Below are 14,373 nucleotides of genomic sequence, written 5' to 3'. Positions count from 1 at the left end.
CCACGATGTGAAAAAGACCGCCGCGTCGGATCCTCATTCCGCGTGGGTTCCAATCGGCCCATGAACCGATCTCTAGATTCCATCCTGGAGCTGACGGATGCCGCGCTGCGCACCCTGCTCGCAAAACCGCACGCCACCCGAGCGGCCCCCTTGCCACCCGTTCCAGCTGGCGAGTTGACCGACGCGGAACGGCGTGAGGCCGGCGCCTTGATGCGCGTCAATCATGTGGGCGAGGTGTGCGCACAAGCCTTGTATACGGGGCAAGCGGCGGTCACCAGGGACCCGGTCCTGCGCAGTCACTTCACGGCAGCCGCGCGCGAAGAAACCGACCACCTCGCCTGGACACAGCAAAGGCTCGACGAACTGGGCGCCCGGCCTTCCTTGCTGAATCCGCTCTGGTATGCCGGCGCACTGGGACTTGGCATGATCGCCGGCCGCCTCGGCGATCCGCTGAGCCTGGGTTTCGTGGCCGAGACCGAGCGGCAGGTGGAAGCACATCTGGATGGCCATCTTGGCCGCCTGCCCGCGGGCGACACCGCCTCGAGAGCCGTGATCACCCAGATGAAGTTGGACGAGGCACGCCACGCAGCGCAGGCATGGAGTGCGGGCGCGACGGAACTGCCCGCACCCGTGAAAGGGCTGATGCGTTGGGCATCGCGCGTCATGACGACGGTCGCGCACCGCATCTGAACCGGCGCAGCCCTGCGCTCAGGCTTCGATCAGATCGAAGCTGGTCGTGATTTCAGCTGTCTTGGCCAACATGATGCTGGCCGAACAATAAGTCTCGTGACTCAGGGCGATGGCCCGTTCCACGGCGGCCGCAGGAATCCGCCTGCCGGCAACGGTGAAGTGCATATGGATCTTGGTGAAGACCTTCGGGTCTTTCTCGGCACGTTCGCTGGTCAGCTTGACGCTGCAGCGCTCGACCTGGTGCCGGCCACGCTTCAGGATCATGACCACATCGTAAGCGGTGCAGCCACCCGTACCGGCCAGAACGGTCTCCATGGGCCGAGGCGCAAGATTCTGCCCGCCGTTTTCGGGCTTCGCGGCGTCCGGGGCGCCATCCATCACCATGACATGGCCGCTTCCGGTCTCCGCGACGAAGCCCATGGCGGATCGCGTGCCGGTGTTGCCGGTCCAACTGACTGTGCATTCCATTGATGCGGACTCCAGGAGGTTGCATACAGGCAGCAAAAGTTCGCTGCCGTGAATTTTTGTTCGAAAAGCGCCACATGCTTGTTGCAACGCAACAAACAACCGATATACTTTATTTCATCGCACACCGATGTGTGCACCGGTTGTCTCCTCCACCCTCCCAATTGGTGGATTTAGCCCCGGGCCGCAAGGCCCGGGGCTTTTTTCTTGCCGCGCCGGGCGCCACGACGACGGACCTATGATCGCTGCTCCATGTCCAAGCCGAACCCGCCGCTCTCCCCTGCCGACTACCTGAAGAAGATCCTGACGGCCCGTGTGTACGACGTCGCGGTGGAATCCGCTCTCGAGCCGGCGCATGCACTGAGCGCCAGACTCGGCAACACGGTGCTTCTCAAGCGCGAGGATCAGCAGCCCGTCTTCAGCTTCAAGCTGCGTGGCGCCTATAACAAGATGGCACATCTGAGCGCCGAACAACTCGCCAACGGCGTCATCTGCGCTTCCGCCGGCAATCACGCCCAGGGCGTGGCACTAGGCGCCCGCAAACTTGGCACGCGCGCTGTGGTGGTCATGCCGGTGACCACGCCTCAGCTCAAGATCGACGCCGTGCGGGCACTGGGCGGCGAGGTGCAATTGCACGGCGACAGCTACTCGGATGCCTACGTACATGCGCTCGAGCAGCAAAAGCTGCACGGCCTGACCTTCGTGCATCCCTTCGACGACCCCGACGTGATCGCCGGTCAGGGCACCATCGCGATGGAGATTCTCCGCCAGCACCAGGGTCGGCTCGACGCGGTATTCGTCGCCATCGGCGGCGGCGGCCTGATCTCGGGCGTGGCCAACTACATCAAGGCCGTGCGGCCGGAGATCAAGGTGATCGGCGTCCAGATGAACGATTCGGATGCGATGCTGCAATCCGTCTCGGCGCGCGAGCGGGTGACGCTGAGCGATGTCGGGCTGTTTTCCGACGGCACTGCCGTCAAGCTCGTCGGCGAGGAAACCTTTCGGATCGCGCGCGAGCTGGTGGACGAGTTCGTCACGGTCGACACCGATGCCGTGTGCGCCGGCATCAAGGACGTGTTCATCGACACCCGCAGCATCGTCGAACCTGCGGGCGCACTCGCCGTGGCCGCCATCAAGCAGTATGTCGAGGCACACGGCACGCGGGGCGAGACCTACGCGGCGATCCTCTGCGGCGCCAACATGAATTTCGATCGGCTTCGCTTCGTGGCCGAGCGCGCCGAGGTGGGCGAAGAGCGCGAGGCGCTGTTCGCGGTAACCATTCCCGAGGAGCGCGGCAGCTTTCGCCGCTTCTGCGAACTGGTGGGCGAGTTGCCGGGTGTGTCGCGCAACGTGACCGAGTTCAACTATCGGATCAGCGATACCAAGGAAGCGCACGTGTTCGTCGGCCTGACCACGACGACGCGTGGCGAATCCAGGACGATCGCCGAGACCTTCGTCGCCCACGGCTTCGGCGCCATCGACCTCACGCATGACGAACTCGCCAAGGAACACATCCGGCACATGGTCGGCGGGCGAACCGGCCTGGCGCAGGACGAACGGCTCCTGCGCTTCGTGTTCCCCGAGCGGCCCGGCGCGTTGTTGAAATTCCTGAACCTGATGCGGCCGAACTGGAACATCAGCCTGTTTCACTATCGCAACCAGGGCGCCGACTACGGACGCATCCTGGTGGGACTCCAGGTACCGTCGGCCGACCACGCCGCCTTCGACGAGTTCCTCCGGACGCTCGACTATCCGTTCGTGGAAGAAACCGGCAATCCGGTGTATCGGCTCTTTCTGCAGGCCTGAGTTCGCGGCGCGACCGGCGCCGTCAGCGTTGCGCGGCCGGCACGACTGGCGCGGCCGGCGGCGTCATCACCGCGAGCGGCTGAACCGGCAACTGCAAGGTGAACGCCGGCGCCGAGTCGGGTCCTGTGCCCAATGTCGCGGCGCGCGCGCTCACCGACTGCAACACGTAGCTCTCGCCGATCCTGGCGCCGACCCGAAAGGGCCGTGCCGGCTTGCCGTCGACCGCGATCAGGGCCGCACCTTGACGATCGGTGTCGGCCACCACGCCGAGCAGGACGAAGCGGCTCGCTGCATCGGGCGCAGTCGGCGCGACGACCTGCGAGGGGGTAGCGCCCAGCAGGTGCGCGACCGCCGCCGTGTCCACGGTGGCCGGCGCCGTGACCACGGCGGGCGGTGCGATCGCATCGGACGGCGCCGTCAACCGCAATCCCCAGAACACGCAGCTCGCGGCCGCCAGGGCCCACAGGACGGCCGTCGCAGTGGCTGCGGGCCAGCGGGCGGGTGCATAGGGAACGGACATGGGGCCGGATTATCATTCAGCCAACCGCGGCGCGACCGCCGCCTCGACGTTTCGCCCCATCTTCATGACCCTCTCCCATCGCCTTCCCGCACGTGCACTCCAGCGCGGTTTCACCCTGATCGAACTCATGGTCGTGCTCGTCATCATCGGCGTGCTCGCAGCGCTGATCGTGCCGAACGTCATCGAGCGCGCCGACGATGCCCGCGTCACCGCCGCCAGGACCGACGTCAACAACCTGATGCAGGCGCTCAAGCTCTACCGGCTCGACAACCAGCGCTATCCGACGACCGAACAGGGTCTCCAGGCCCTGCTCACCCGTCCCACCAGCGGGCCCGCTGCGCCCAACTGGAAGCCCTACGTCGAAAAGCTGCCCAACGATCCCTGGGGCCGGCCCTATCAGTACCTGAATCCGGGCGTCAAGGGCGAGGTCGACGTGTTTTCGCTCGGCGCCGACGGGGAGCCCGGCGGCGAAGGCAAGAATGCCGACATCGGCAGCTGGCAATAGCCGGCGCTGGGGTCGGCTCGGTCGCATCCGCCGCCGGATCGGCGGCTTCACGCTGCTCGAACTGCTGGTGGTCGTCGCCATCATCGCGCTCGCAACGGCCGGCGTCGGGCTCGCATTGCGCGATTCGGGCAGCGCCGGGATCGACCGCGAAGCCGAGCGGCTCGCCGCGTTGCTTGAATCCGCGCGCGCACAATCGCGCGCCAGCGGCGTCGTGGTTCGCTGGCGCCTCACGCCGCAAGGACCCGCCGATTTCAGCTTCGATGGCTTGCCCGCCGGTGCGCTGCCCAGCTCGTGGCTTGCCGAAGGCATCAGCGCGCAGCCCCTGGCCGCCGACGGTTCGGCCATCGCGGCATTGCAACTGGGCCCGGATCCGATCATCCCTGCACAGCAAGTGGTGCTGACCGCCGAAGGCACGCCGCCTCACAGCCTGCGCATCGGGACCGACGGCTTGCGCCCTTTCGCGGTGATTTCTCCATGAAGCGGCAGCGCCGGTCCGCCCTGCGCGGCTTCACCTTGATCGAGGTTCTGGTCGCGCTGGGCATCGTCGCCATCGCGCTGATGGCCGGCACGCAGGCCACGATGGCGCTCACGCGCAACGCGCAGCGCCAGTCGGACATGTTGCTGGCCCAGCTCTGCGCCGAGAACGAGCTCGTCAAGGCCCGCCTCGCCCAGCAGATGCCGGCGATCGGCGATGCGGGTTCGGTCTGCACCCAGGCCAACGTCGATTTCGGCGTGACGGTATCGACCTCGCCGACCCTGAACCCGAACTTCCGGCGCGTCGACGTCCAGGTGCGGGATGCCGCCGACGCGCCGCTCCTGCAGCTGTCCACCGTCGTGGCGCGCTACTGATGCGTCCGTCCCGCGGCTTCACGCTGATCGAGCTCATGGTCGCCATCGCGATCATGGCGCTGCTCGCATTGATGAGCTGGCGCGGCCTCGACGGAATGGCCCGCGCGCAGGCGCAGAACCGGGAGCGCGGCGACGCGGTGCTGACGCTGCAGACCACGCTGACGCAATGGAACACCGACCTCGACGCCACGGTGGCCCTGGCACAGGTCCGCGCGATCGATTGGGACGGCCGGGTTCTGCGGCTCACGCGACGCAGCACCGACAACACCACCCCCATGGTCTACGTCGTCGCCTGGACCCTGCGCGCCGACGCCGCGGTGGGCGCGCGCTGGCATCGATGGCAGTCGCCCGGCATCACGAGCCGGCCCGATTGGCAGCAGGCCTGGGACCAGGCCGCCGCGTGGGGCCAGGACGGCAACGCCCAGGCGCAGGGCGCCGATGTGAGCCTGATGCCGGTCGCTGCCTGGCAGCTCTATTACTTCCGCAACGGCAGCTGGAGTCCCGCGGTCGGTGCCGACGAACTCGGGGCGGCCACGCCAGAGCCCGACGGCATTCGCCTGGTCCTGAGTCTGCCGCCCGGCCCCGCGCTCGCCGGCATGCTCACGAAGGACTGGGTCCGACCGTCCGCGACGGCGCCCAAGTCATGAAGCGCCGCGCCCACCCCCACCGTGGCCGCCAGCTCGGCGCCGCCCTGCTGACCGCCATGCTGACCGTGACGCTGGTCGCGACCTTCGCCGCGGCGGCGCTGTGGCAGCAGTGGCGCGCGGTCGAGGTCGAGGCGGCCGAGCGCGCACGGATGCAATCGGCCTGGGTACTCGTCGGTGCGCTCGACTGGTCGCGACTCATCCTGCGCGAGGACGCGCGCGCGGGCGGCGGCAATGGCGCGGATCATCTGGCCGAGCCGTGGGCGGTCCCGCTCGCCGAAGCCAAGCTGTCGAGCTTCCTGTCCGCCGACAAGAACGTCGCGAGCGACGCCGTCGAGGGCCTGCCCGAGGCCTTTCTTTCTGGCCGTATCGTCGATGCCCAGTCCAAGCTCAATGTGCTGAACCTGGTGGATGGCGGAAAACCGGTCGCGACGGCCGTTGCCGCATTCACCAAGTTGTTCGAACTGCTGGACCTGCCGGTGCAGGAGGTCGGGATCCTGACCACGAACCTGCAGCGCGCGCTGCCGGCGAGCAATGCGAGCACGCCAGCCGCGGCGGCAGCGCCGGGTGTCATCGGCGCTGCCCCGGCGCCCACCACCGTCACGAGCACAGGTGACAGCTCGGCCGCCGGGCCGCTCCTTCCGCAGCACGTCTATCAGCTCGTCTGGCTCGGCCTGTCACCCTCCACGGTGGCCGCGCTGGACCCCTACGTCACCATCCTGCCGGCGCGCACGCCGCTCAACATCAACACCGCCAGCGCGGAGGCGCTGTTCGCCAGCGTCCCGACACTCGACCTGGCCGGCGCCAAGCGGCTCGTCGCGCAGCGTACGCACAGTTACTTTCGCACCGTCGACGACGCATCCGCGCTGCTCGCCGGGACTTCGATCCAGCTGACCGGCGGGTCCTACAGCGTGTCGACCAGTTACTTCGAGGTCTACGGACGATTGCGCATCGATCGCACCTGGGTCGAAGAGCGCTCGTTGTTGCAGCGCGACGGCATCAACGTGCGCATCGTGTGGCGCGAACGTGGTGCCGGCGCCACGGCCGCCGTGCCCACACCCTGAAGCTGCGGGCTTCTTCACACGACTCGGATAGAAAATCAGTACAACGCCCGCAGGATCTATGGTAGACGCTATCAAATCTGTAGCGTCGCATGTCACCCCGCTCCTACAATAGCGACCCTTTCGACCTCATCCGCATGGCCTTGCTGTTCGTCACCCTTCCTCTCGCGCCCGCACCAGCCGGCGGCGAGTACAGCTGGGCGCTGTGGTCCACCGATGGCCGCAAGCTACGCGCCCAAGGCAGTGCACCGCCGGCGCTGCTGCCGAGCAGCGAAGAGGTGATCCTCGGCGTGCCGGCGGCCGCGCTGTCGTGGCATCAGGTCACGCTGCCCCAAGGCAGCATGAGCGGCGCCGTGCGCGTGCGCTCGGTCCTCAACGGCCTGCTCGAGGATCGTCTGCTCGACGAGCCCGAACTGCTTCATTTCGCGCTGGAGCCCGGCGCACGCGCTGGCACGCCCGTGTGGGTGGCGGCCTGCAACCGCATCTGGCTGCGCAGTGCCGTGCAGGCCCTCGAGGGGGCCGGCCGCCGTGTCACGCGCATCGTCCCCGAATTCGCGCCGCAGCCGGCCGGCTCGCCGGCCATGGTTTTCGCGATCGGCGAACCCGGCGCAGCGCAGTTCGTGGTCTGCGATCGCGAGGGCGTCGCGGTGCTGCCGCTCGAAAGCGCCGGCATCGCGCTGGCCGGCGCGCTGCCCGAAGACACCACGATGCTGGCCGAACCCGCAGTGGCCGAGTCCGCCGAAAGCCTGCTGGGGCGCTCCGTCCCGATCGTCAAGCCGGCGACCCGATGGCTGCAGGCCAGCCGCTCGCCCTGGGATCTCGCGCAGTTCGACCTGGCATCCACCGGCCGCGCCCGCGCCAGCAAGAAGCTGATGGCGACCTGGCGCGCGCTGTGGCTGGCGCCGCGCTGGCGTGCCGCGCGCTGGGGCGCGCTGGTGCTGGTGCTCGCGCAGTTCGTCGGCCTCAACGCCTGGGCGTGGAAGGAGCGCCATGCCCTCGATGCCAAGCGCAACGCGGTGCGCAGCATCCTGACCCAGACCTTCCCTTCGGTGAAGCTGGTGGTCGATGCACCGGTGCAGATGGCGCACGAGGTCGCGGCGCTGCAGCAGGCCACCGGCGGCGTCGCGTCGGCGGATCTCGAACCCATGCTCGCCGCGCTGGCCGCGAGCCTGCCGCAGGGCCGCATCCCGAGCGCCATCGACTTCAGCGCCGGGCAGTTGCGGCTGCGCGGCCTGGGGCTGCAGGAAAGCGACGTGAACAGCCTTGCGACCGCGCTGTCCTCGCGCGGCTACGGCGCGCGCAGCGAAGGCGATCTTCTGCTCGTCCAGGCGGAGGCCGCGCGATGACATGGATCGATGCCCTCGAGGCGCGCTGGCAGGCCTGGTGGCCCGAGCTCGAGCCGCGCGAGCAGCGGCTGATCGCGATCGCGGCGGCGCTGGTCGCGCTGGCGCTGATCTGGTGGCTCGCGCTGGCGCCGGCGCTGGGCACGCTGTCGTCGGCCGCCGCCGAACATGCACGGCTCGATGCACAGCTGCAGCAGATGACCAGCCTGCAGATGCAGGCCAAGACACTCCAGGCGCAGCCGCGCGCGAACCGCGGCGACGCGCTGCGTGCGCTCGAGACCTCGGTGCGCGACAACTTCGGACCCAACGCACAACTGCAATCCGCGAACGCCGGCGAAGGCGTGACGATCGCCATGAGGGGCGCGCCGGCCGAAGCGCTCGCGCAATGGCTTGCGCAGGCCCGCAGCAATGCGCGCGCCGTGCCGCGCGAGGCGCACCTGACGCGCGCCGCCCAGGGCAGCAACACGCCGTCGTCCTCTCCACCCGGCCGCCCGGCACCCGCGCAGAACGCCGCCGACACCTCCCACGTGCGCTGGGACGGGACGATGGTCATGAGCCTGCCGGCGCGCTGAGCGACCAACCTCCATGGTGACCCGGGCCGCCCTCTCCTCCCCGCCTGCCGCCGGCTGGCGCTGGGCGGTGCTCGGCATCCTGATCGGCGCCGCGGCAGCCCTCTCGCTCTTCGCGCCGGCGCGCTGGCTCGCGGCCGCGCTCGCGCAATGGAGCAACGGCCATCTGCAGCTGGTCAACGCCCGCGGCACGATCTGGAACGGCACCGCCGGCGTCGTGTTTTCCAGCGGCGCCGGCGGCGCCGAATCGATCTCGCTGCCCGGGATGCTCGGCTGGACGCTGCGCCCGCGCTGGGGCGGCATGGCCGTCGCGCTCGACCTTCCCTGCTGCGCGGCGCAGCCGCTGCAGTTCAAGGCATTGCCGCGGCCGAAGGGATTCGAACTCGACTGGCGGGACGGCCAGTCGCGCTGGCCGGCCGCGATGCTCAGCGGGTTCGGCGCGCCATGGAACACGCTCAAGCCCGAGGGCGTCCTGAACATCGCGATGCAGGCCTTCGTCATGCGCTGGAACGGCCCGCAGCTGGCGCTCGCGGGCCGCGCCACGCTGGACGCGATCGACATCTCCTCCAGCCTCTCGACCTTGAGGCCGATGGGCAGCTACCACCTCGCGCTCGAAGGCGGCCCCTCGCCGACGCTGCTCCTCACCACCCGCGAAGGCAGCCTGCAGCTCAACGGCAGCGGCCGCTGGAACGGCACCGCCTTGCATTTCGACGGCGAGGCCAGCGCCGCGTCGGGCCGCGAAGATGCGCTGTCGAACCTGCTCAACATCATCGGGCGGCGCGAAGGCGCACGCTCGCTCATCACACTGGGTTGACCATGAAGCCACTATCCTCGTTCGCGAAACGCATCGGCACGGTCGCACTCGCGGCCCAGATGCTGGTCACCGCCTGCATCCCGGCCGCCTTCGCGCAGGAAGCCACCGCGCCGCGCCGCGGCGAGCCGATCACGCTGAACTTCACCAATGCCGAGATCGAATCCGTCGCCCGGACCATGGCGGTGGTGACCGGCCGCGACGTGGTGGTCGATCCGCGCGTGAAGGGCACCATCACCTTGCAGACGGACCGCCCGATCTCCCCCACCGCGGCCTTCGACCAGTTCGCCTCCGTGCTGCGGCTGCAGGGCTTCGCGATCGTGCAGTCCGAAGGCCTCTACAAGATCGTGCCGGAAGCCGACGCCAAGCTGCAGAGCAGCGCGGTGACCACCTCGACGCCGGCCACCGCGAGCGTGAGCGGCAGCCAGATCGTCACGCAGGTCTTCAAGCTCAACTACGAATCGGCCAACAACCTGCTGCCGGTGCTGCGCCCGCTGATCCCACCCAACAACACGATCAACGTCAACCCCGGCAACAATTCGCTGGTGATCACCGACTATGCCGAGAACATGCGCCGCATCGGACGCATCGTCGCCGCGCTCGACGTGCCGAACGCGTCCGATCTCGAGGTGATCCCGCTCAAGTACTCGGTGGCCACCGACCTGGTTCCGCTGGTCACGCGGCTGATCGAAGGCGGCAGCGGCACGGGCCCGGCCGTCGCAGCGCCGGGCAACGCCGACGCCTCGTTCCGCACCACGCTGCTGGCCGAGCCGCGCAGCAACGCGATCATCGTGCGCGCGGCCAATCCGGCACGCGTCCAACTCGTGCGCACGCTGATCGACAAGCTCGACCGCCCCCCGATCGAGAACGGCAACGGCGCAGCCGGCAACATCTACGTCGTCTACCTCAAGAACGCCGACGCCGTGCGCCTGGCCACCACGCTGCGCGCCGCGATGGCGAGCGACGCGCGCGGCGGCAGCAGCGCTGCGAGCAGCGCCGGCGGCGCGGCCACCCCGCAAAGCGGCCTCGGCACCCAGTCCGCCGCGCAGGCCAATAGTGCAATGGGCAGCTCTTCGCAGGGCACCAGCACGGCGGCCAGCACGCCGATCAACGGCGTCGCACCGCCATCGACCGGCGGCCAGATCCAGGCCGACCCGCAGACCAACTCGCTGATCATCACCGCCGCCGAGCCGCAGTACCGGCAGCTTCGGGCCGTGATCGACAAGCTCGACGGCCGCCGCGCGCAGGTGATGATCGAAAGCCTGATCGTCGAGGTCAATGCCGACAAGGCGGCCGACTTCGGCATCCAGTGGCAGAGCGCCCTGGGCGGCGCCGGCAACCGGAACGTCGGCGTGATCGGCACCAATTCGAGCCTGGCCGGCGCCAACATCGTCGACCTCGCGGTCGGCCTCGCAACCGGCGACCCGACCACGCGCCCCTCGACCGGCTTCAATTTCGGCATCGGCCACAAGGTCAACGGGCAGTACGTGCTCGGCTTCCTGGCGCGCTTCCTGCAAAGCAACAACGAGGGCAACGTCCTGTCGACGCCCAACCTGCTGACGCTCGACAACGAGGAAGCCAAGATCGTGGTCGGCCAGAACGTGCCCTTCGTGACCGGCCAGTACACCAACACCGGCAGCACCACCAACACCGTCAATCCCTTCCAGACCATCGAGCGCAAGGACGTCGGCCTGACCCTGCGCGTGCGCCCGCAGATCAGCGAGGACGGCAGCGTGAAGATGACGATCTTCCAGGAGGTGTCGAGCGTGGTGGCCTCCACCGCGAACAACCCCAACGGCCCCACCACCAGCAAGCGCTCGATCGAATCGAACGTGATCGTCGACGATGGCAGCATCATCGTGCTCGGCGGCCTGCTGCAGGACGAGTATTCGCGCAGCGACGAAAAGGTGCCGGGCCTGGGCGACGTGCCGATCCTGGGCAACCTCTTCAAGAGCGAAACGCGCAGCCGCACCAAGTCCAACCTGATGGTGTTCCTGCGGCCCGTCGTGATCCGCGACAACGCATCGGGCGAGGCGCTGGCCAACGAACGCTACGACTCGATCCGCGCCATGCAGAAGGACCTGCAACCCAGGACCGACAACCCGATGTTGAACGGCGTGAACGCGGCAGCCGTGCTGCCGCCGTTCCCCTTCGCGCCGCCGGCGCCGGCGCCAGCACCGAGCGGCGACTCGAGCCGCCGCATCGAGGGCACGCGGCTGATCCCGCCGCCCGCGCCGCCGCAGCCACCGCTGGGCAGCACGCCGCTCAAGGGCGCGCTGCCGCCGACCGCGGATCCGTCGACCCGGCAGGAACTGCCCTGACCCGACGATGCGCTACCCCCTGCCCTACGCCTTCGCACGCGGCCAGCAACTGCTGCTGGAAGAAGCGGACGACGGCACCTTCACCCTCTGGATGCCCGGGACCGCGCCGCGCAGCGCGCTCGGCGAAGTGGTGCGCAAGTACCCGGTCAAGACCTTCGAGACGCTGGCGCCCGAGCAGTTGGCACAGCGCATCAGCGCCGCCTATGCGCAAGGCGAATCGAACGCCGCGGCGATCGTGAGCGAGGTGCAGGGCGACGCCGACCTCTCGCGCATGATGCAGGAGCTGCCGGCGGTCGAAGACCTGCTCGAGTCGGCCGGCGACGCGCCGATCATCCGCATGCTCAACGCACTGCTCACGCAGGCCGCGCGCGACGGCGCCAGCGACATCCACATCGAACCCTACGAGCGGACCTCGTCGGTGCGCTTTCGCATCGACGGCACGCTGCGCGAAGTGGTGCAGCCCCATCGCGCGCTGCACGCGGCGCTGATCTCGCGCCTGAAGATCATGGCCGACCTCGACATCGCCGAGAAGCGGCTGCCGCAGGACGGCCGCATCAGCCTGCGCATCGGCACGCGCGCGGTCGACGTGCGGGTCTCGACCCTGCCCTCGGCCCACGGCGAGCGCGCCGTGCTGCGCCTGCTCGACAAGACCGAAAGCAAGCTCACGCTCGAAGCCGTCGGCATGCAGGGCGACACGCTGGCGCGCTTCGAACACCTGATCGGACAGCCGCACGGCATCATCCTGGTGACCGGGCCGACCGGCTCGGGCAAGACCACCACCCTCTACGCCGCGCTCGGCCGGCTCGACGCCGGCCGCAGCAACATCATGACGGTCGAGGACCCGATCGAGTACGAGCTGCCCGGCGTCGGCCAGACCCAGGTCAATGCCAAGATCGAGCTCACCTTCGCCAAGGCGCTGCGCGCGATCCTGCGCCAGGACCCGGACGTGATCATGATCGGCGAGATCCGCGACTTCGAGACCGCGCAGATCGCGATCCAGGCCTCGCTCACCGGCCACCTCGTGCTGGCCACGCTGCATACCAACGATTCCGTGAGCGCGGTGACGCGGCTCACCGACATGGGCGTCGAGCCCTTCCTGCTGAGTTCTTCGCTGCTCGGCGTGCTGGCGCAGCGGCTGGTGCGAAAGCTCTGCCCCGTCTGCGCCGTGCATTCGGCCGACGGCGAGGCGCAGCCGGCGGGCTGCGAGGCCTGTGGGCAAACCGGCTACCAGGGCCGCACCGGCATCTTCGAACTGCTGGTGGCCGACGATGCCGTGCAGTCGCTGATCCACAACCGCGCGCCCGAAAGCCAGATCTTCGTCGCCGCCGAACGCGGCGGCCTGCGCTCGATGCGCGAGGACGGCGAACGCCTCGTCAAGGCCGGTGTCACCTCCCGCGCCGAACTCCTGAGGGTCACCCGAGACTAGCGCGAAGCCCCTCGCGAGCGCTCTTCGCCAGGGTTGCCGCGGATCCGGCTCAGCCGGCCCGCAGGCAACGCCCCCGGAAGGGGGTTGGCGGCTACGCGAAGCGAGCAAGCCTGGGGGAGAATGCCTGATGCCCGCTTATTCGTTTGAAGCCATCGACCAGCAGGGTCAGCCCCGCAAGGGCGTGCTCGAGGCCGACACCGCACGCAATGCCCGCGGCATGCTGCGCGCGCAGGCGCTGATCCCGCTGTCGGTGACGGCGGTGGGCAGCGTCGAAAGCGGCGTGCCCGCGCCGCGCGGCTGGCAGCGCGTGCTCGGCGGCGGACGGGTCTTCAATGCCACCACACTCGCGGTCTGGACGCGGCAGATCGCCGGCCTGGTGTCCTCCGGCCTGCCGCTCGAACGCGCGCTCACCGCGCTGACCGAGGAAGCCGAGAGCGAAGCCCAACGCAACCTCGTCGCCTCGCTGCGCGCCGAGGTCAATGCCGGCTCTCAGTTCGGCCGCGCGCTGGCACAGCATCCGCGCGAGTTCTCGCCCATCTACACCGCCGTCATCGGCGCCGGCGAGCAGACCGGCAACCTCGGCATGGTGCTCGAACGCCTGGCCGACGACCTCGAGCAGCGGCAGGCGCTGCAGCAGAAGCTGGTCGGCGCCGCGCTCTATCCCGCCATCGTGACGCTGGTCGCCATCGTGATCGTGATCTTCCTGGTCAGCTACGTGGTGCCGCAGGTGGCCAACGTGTTCGCCGGCACCAAGCGCGCGCTGCCCTTCCTCACGGTGGCGATGCTGTCGCTCAGCGCCTTCGTGCGCAACTACGGATGGCTGATGCTGATCGGCGTGATCGTCGCGGCCCTCGTCGCCCGGATGGCCTTGGCACGCGCCGCGTTCCGCGAGAAATTCGACGCCGCCTGGCTGCAGCTGCCGCTGGTCGGCAAACTCTCGCGCGGCTACAACGCCGCGCGCTTCGCCAGCACGCTCGCGATGCTGGCGACCGCCGGCGTGCCCATCCTGCGGGCCTTGCAGGCGGCGTCCGAAACCCTGGGCAATCGCGCCATGCGCGCCGACGCGCTCGACGCGCTGGTGCTGGTGCGCGAAGGCGCGCCGCTGGCCTCCGCGCTGGCGCAGAAGAAGCGCTTTCCCGGCATCGTCTCGATGTTCGCGCGCCTCGGCGAGCAGACCGGCACGCTGCCGCTGATGCTGCAACGCGTCGCCAACCAGCTGGGCGCCGAAGTGCAGCGGCGCGCGATGCATCTGGCCACCATCCTCGAGCCCTTGCTGATCGTCGCGATGGGCGGCGTCGTGATGCTGATCGTGCTCGCGGTGCTGATGCCGATCATTCAATTGAACCAGTTCGTGAAGTAGCGC

At 68.9% G+C, this 14,373-nt stretch carries 15 protein-coding genes; 13 read left to right on the top strand and 2 right to left on the bottom strand.

Annotated features, from left to right (window positions below):
- The first annotated feature begins 60 nt into the window (after positions 1 to 60).
- Positions 61 to 690, top strand: coding sequence for a 2-polyprenyl-3-methyl-6-methoxy-1,4-benzoquinone monooxygenase (gene coq7, locus E5P2_RS05270; RefSeq protein ID WP_162566107.1), 630 nt, complete (start codon positions 61 to 63; stop codon positions 688 to 690).
- 18 nt (positions 691 to 708) lie between these two features.
- Here coq7 and E5P2_RS05265 read toward each other — a convergent pair whose 3' ends face one another.
- Positions 709 to 1,158 (bottom strand): OsmC family protein, encoded by a 450-nt coding sequence (locus E5P2_RS05265; RefSeq protein WP_162566106.1) that lies wholly within the window; start codon positions 1,156 to 1,158, stop codon positions 709 to 711.
- A 249-nt stretch (positions 1,159 to 1,407) separates the two neighbouring features.
- Between E5P2_RS05265 and ilvA the strand changes: the two genes are divergently transcribed.
- Positions 1,408 to 2,961, top strand: a complete 1,554-nt coding sequence (gene ilvA, locus E5P2_RS05260; protein WP_162566105.1) for a threonine ammonia-lyase, biosynthetic — start codon at positions 1,408 to 1,410, stop codon at positions 2,959 to 2,961.
- Between the two features lie 22 nt (positions 2,962 to 2,983).
- On the opposite strand, the gene E5P2_RS05255 is transcribed toward ilvA, so the two are convergent.
- On the bottom strand, positions 2,984 to 3,481 hold the full coding sequence (locus E5P2_RS05255; protein ID WP_162566104.1) for a type II secretion system protein N: 498 nt from the start codon (positions 3,479 to 3,481) through the stop codon (positions 2,984 to 2,986).
- Between the two features lie 64 nt (positions 3,482 to 3,545).
- Between E5P2_RS05255 and gspG the strand changes: the two genes are divergently transcribed.
- The 11 genes from gspG (at position 3,546) to gspF (ending at position 14,370) form a co-directional block, all read left to right on the top strand.
- Positions 3,546 to 3,986: a type II secretion system major pseudopilin GspG gene (gene gspG / locus E5P2_RS05250; RefSeq protein ID WP_162566103.1), complete on the top strand. Its 441-nt coding sequence runs from the start codon at positions 3,546 to 3,548 to the stop codon at positions 3,984 to 3,986.
- On the top strand, positions 3,961 to 4,464 hold the full coding sequence (locus tag E5P2_RS05245; protein ID WP_162566102.1) for a prepilin-type N-terminal cleavage/methylation domain-containing protein: 504 nt from the start codon (positions 3,961 to 3,963) through the stop codon (positions 4,462 to 4,464). Before gspG ends, E5P2_RS05245 begins: the two co-directional genes overlap by 26 nt.
- Complete coding sequence (gene gspI / locus E5P2_RS05240; protein WP_162566101.1) at positions 4,461 to 4,835, top strand: type II secretion system minor pseudopilin GspI; 375 nt, start codon at positions 4,461 to 4,463, stop codon at positions 4,833 to 4,835. Before E5P2_RS05245 ends, gspI begins: the two co-directional genes overlap by 4 nt.
- Positions 4,835 to 5,482 carry a PulJ/GspJ family protein gene (locus E5P2_RS05235; protein WP_162566100.1) on the top strand — a complete coding sequence of 216 codons (648 nt, stop codon included), beginning with the start codon at positions 4,835 to 4,837 and terminating at the stop codon, positions 5,480 to 5,482. Before gspI ends, E5P2_RS05235 begins: the two co-directional genes overlap by 1 nt.
- Positions 5,479 to 6,543, top strand: coding sequence for a type II secretion system minor pseudopilin GspK (gene gspK / locus E5P2_RS05230; protein ID WP_162566099.1), 1,065 nt, complete (start codon positions 5,479 to 5,481; stop codon positions 6,541 to 6,543). Before E5P2_RS05235 ends, gspK begins: the two co-directional genes overlap by 4 nt.
- A 134-nt stretch (positions 6,544 to 6,677) precedes the next feature.
- Positions 6,678 to 7,886, top strand: coding sequence for a type II secretion system protein GspL (gspL, locus tag E5P2_RS05225; protein ID WP_162566098.1), 1,209 nt, complete (start codon positions 6,678 to 6,680; stop codon positions 7,884 to 7,886).
- On the top strand, positions 7,883 to 8,455 hold the full coding sequence (gspM, locus tag E5P2_RS05220) for a type II secretion system protein GspM (RefSeq protein ID WP_162566097.1): 573 nt from the start codon (positions 7,883 to 7,885) through the stop codon (positions 8,453 to 8,455). The genes gspL and gspM overlap by 4 nt, the downstream gene beginning before the upstream one ends.
- A gap of 13 nt (positions 8,456 to 8,468) precedes the next feature.
- The gene (gspN, locus tag E5P2_RS05215) at positions 8,469 to 9,266 is read left to right on the top strand and encodes a type II secretion system protein N (RefSeq protein ID WP_162566096.1); all 798 of its coding nucleotides are present in this window, start codon (positions 8,469 to 8,471) and stop codon (positions 9,264 to 9,266) included.
- A 2-nt stretch (positions 9,267 to 9,268) separates the two neighbouring features.
- Positions 9,269 to 11,584 carry a type II secretion system secretin GspD gene (gspD, locus tag E5P2_RS05210; protein WP_162566095.1) on the top strand — a complete coding sequence of 772 codons (2,316 nt, stop codon included), beginning with the start codon at positions 9,269 to 9,271 and terminating at the stop codon, positions 11,582 to 11,584.
- A 7-nt stretch (positions 11,585 to 11,591) separates the two neighbouring features.
- A complete protein-coding gene (gene gspE, locus E5P2_RS05205; protein ID WP_162566094.1) occupies positions 11,592 to 13,010 on the top strand; it encodes a type II secretion system ATPase GspE in 1,419 nt (472 codons plus the stop codon).
- A gap of 127 nt (positions 13,011 to 13,137) precedes the next feature.
- The gene (gspF, locus tag E5P2_RS05200) at positions 13,138 to 14,370 is read left to right on the top strand and encodes a type II secretion system inner membrane protein GspF (protein ID WP_162566093.1); all 1,233 of its coding nucleotides are present in this window, start codon (positions 13,138 to 13,140) and stop codon (positions 14,368 to 14,370) included.
- The last annotated feature ends 3 nt before the right edge of the window (positions 14,371 to 14,373 follow it).

The sequence above is a fragment of the Variovorax sp. SRS16 genome (genome assembly GCF_901827165.1).
In the GTDB taxonomy this organism is placed as follows: domain Bacteria; phylum Pseudomonadota; class Gammaproteobacteria; order Burkholderiales; family Burkholderiaceae_C; genus Variovorax.
The sequence above is the reverse complement of the archived record's forward strand: the minus strand, read 5'-3'. Positions and strand labels throughout refer to the sequence as shown.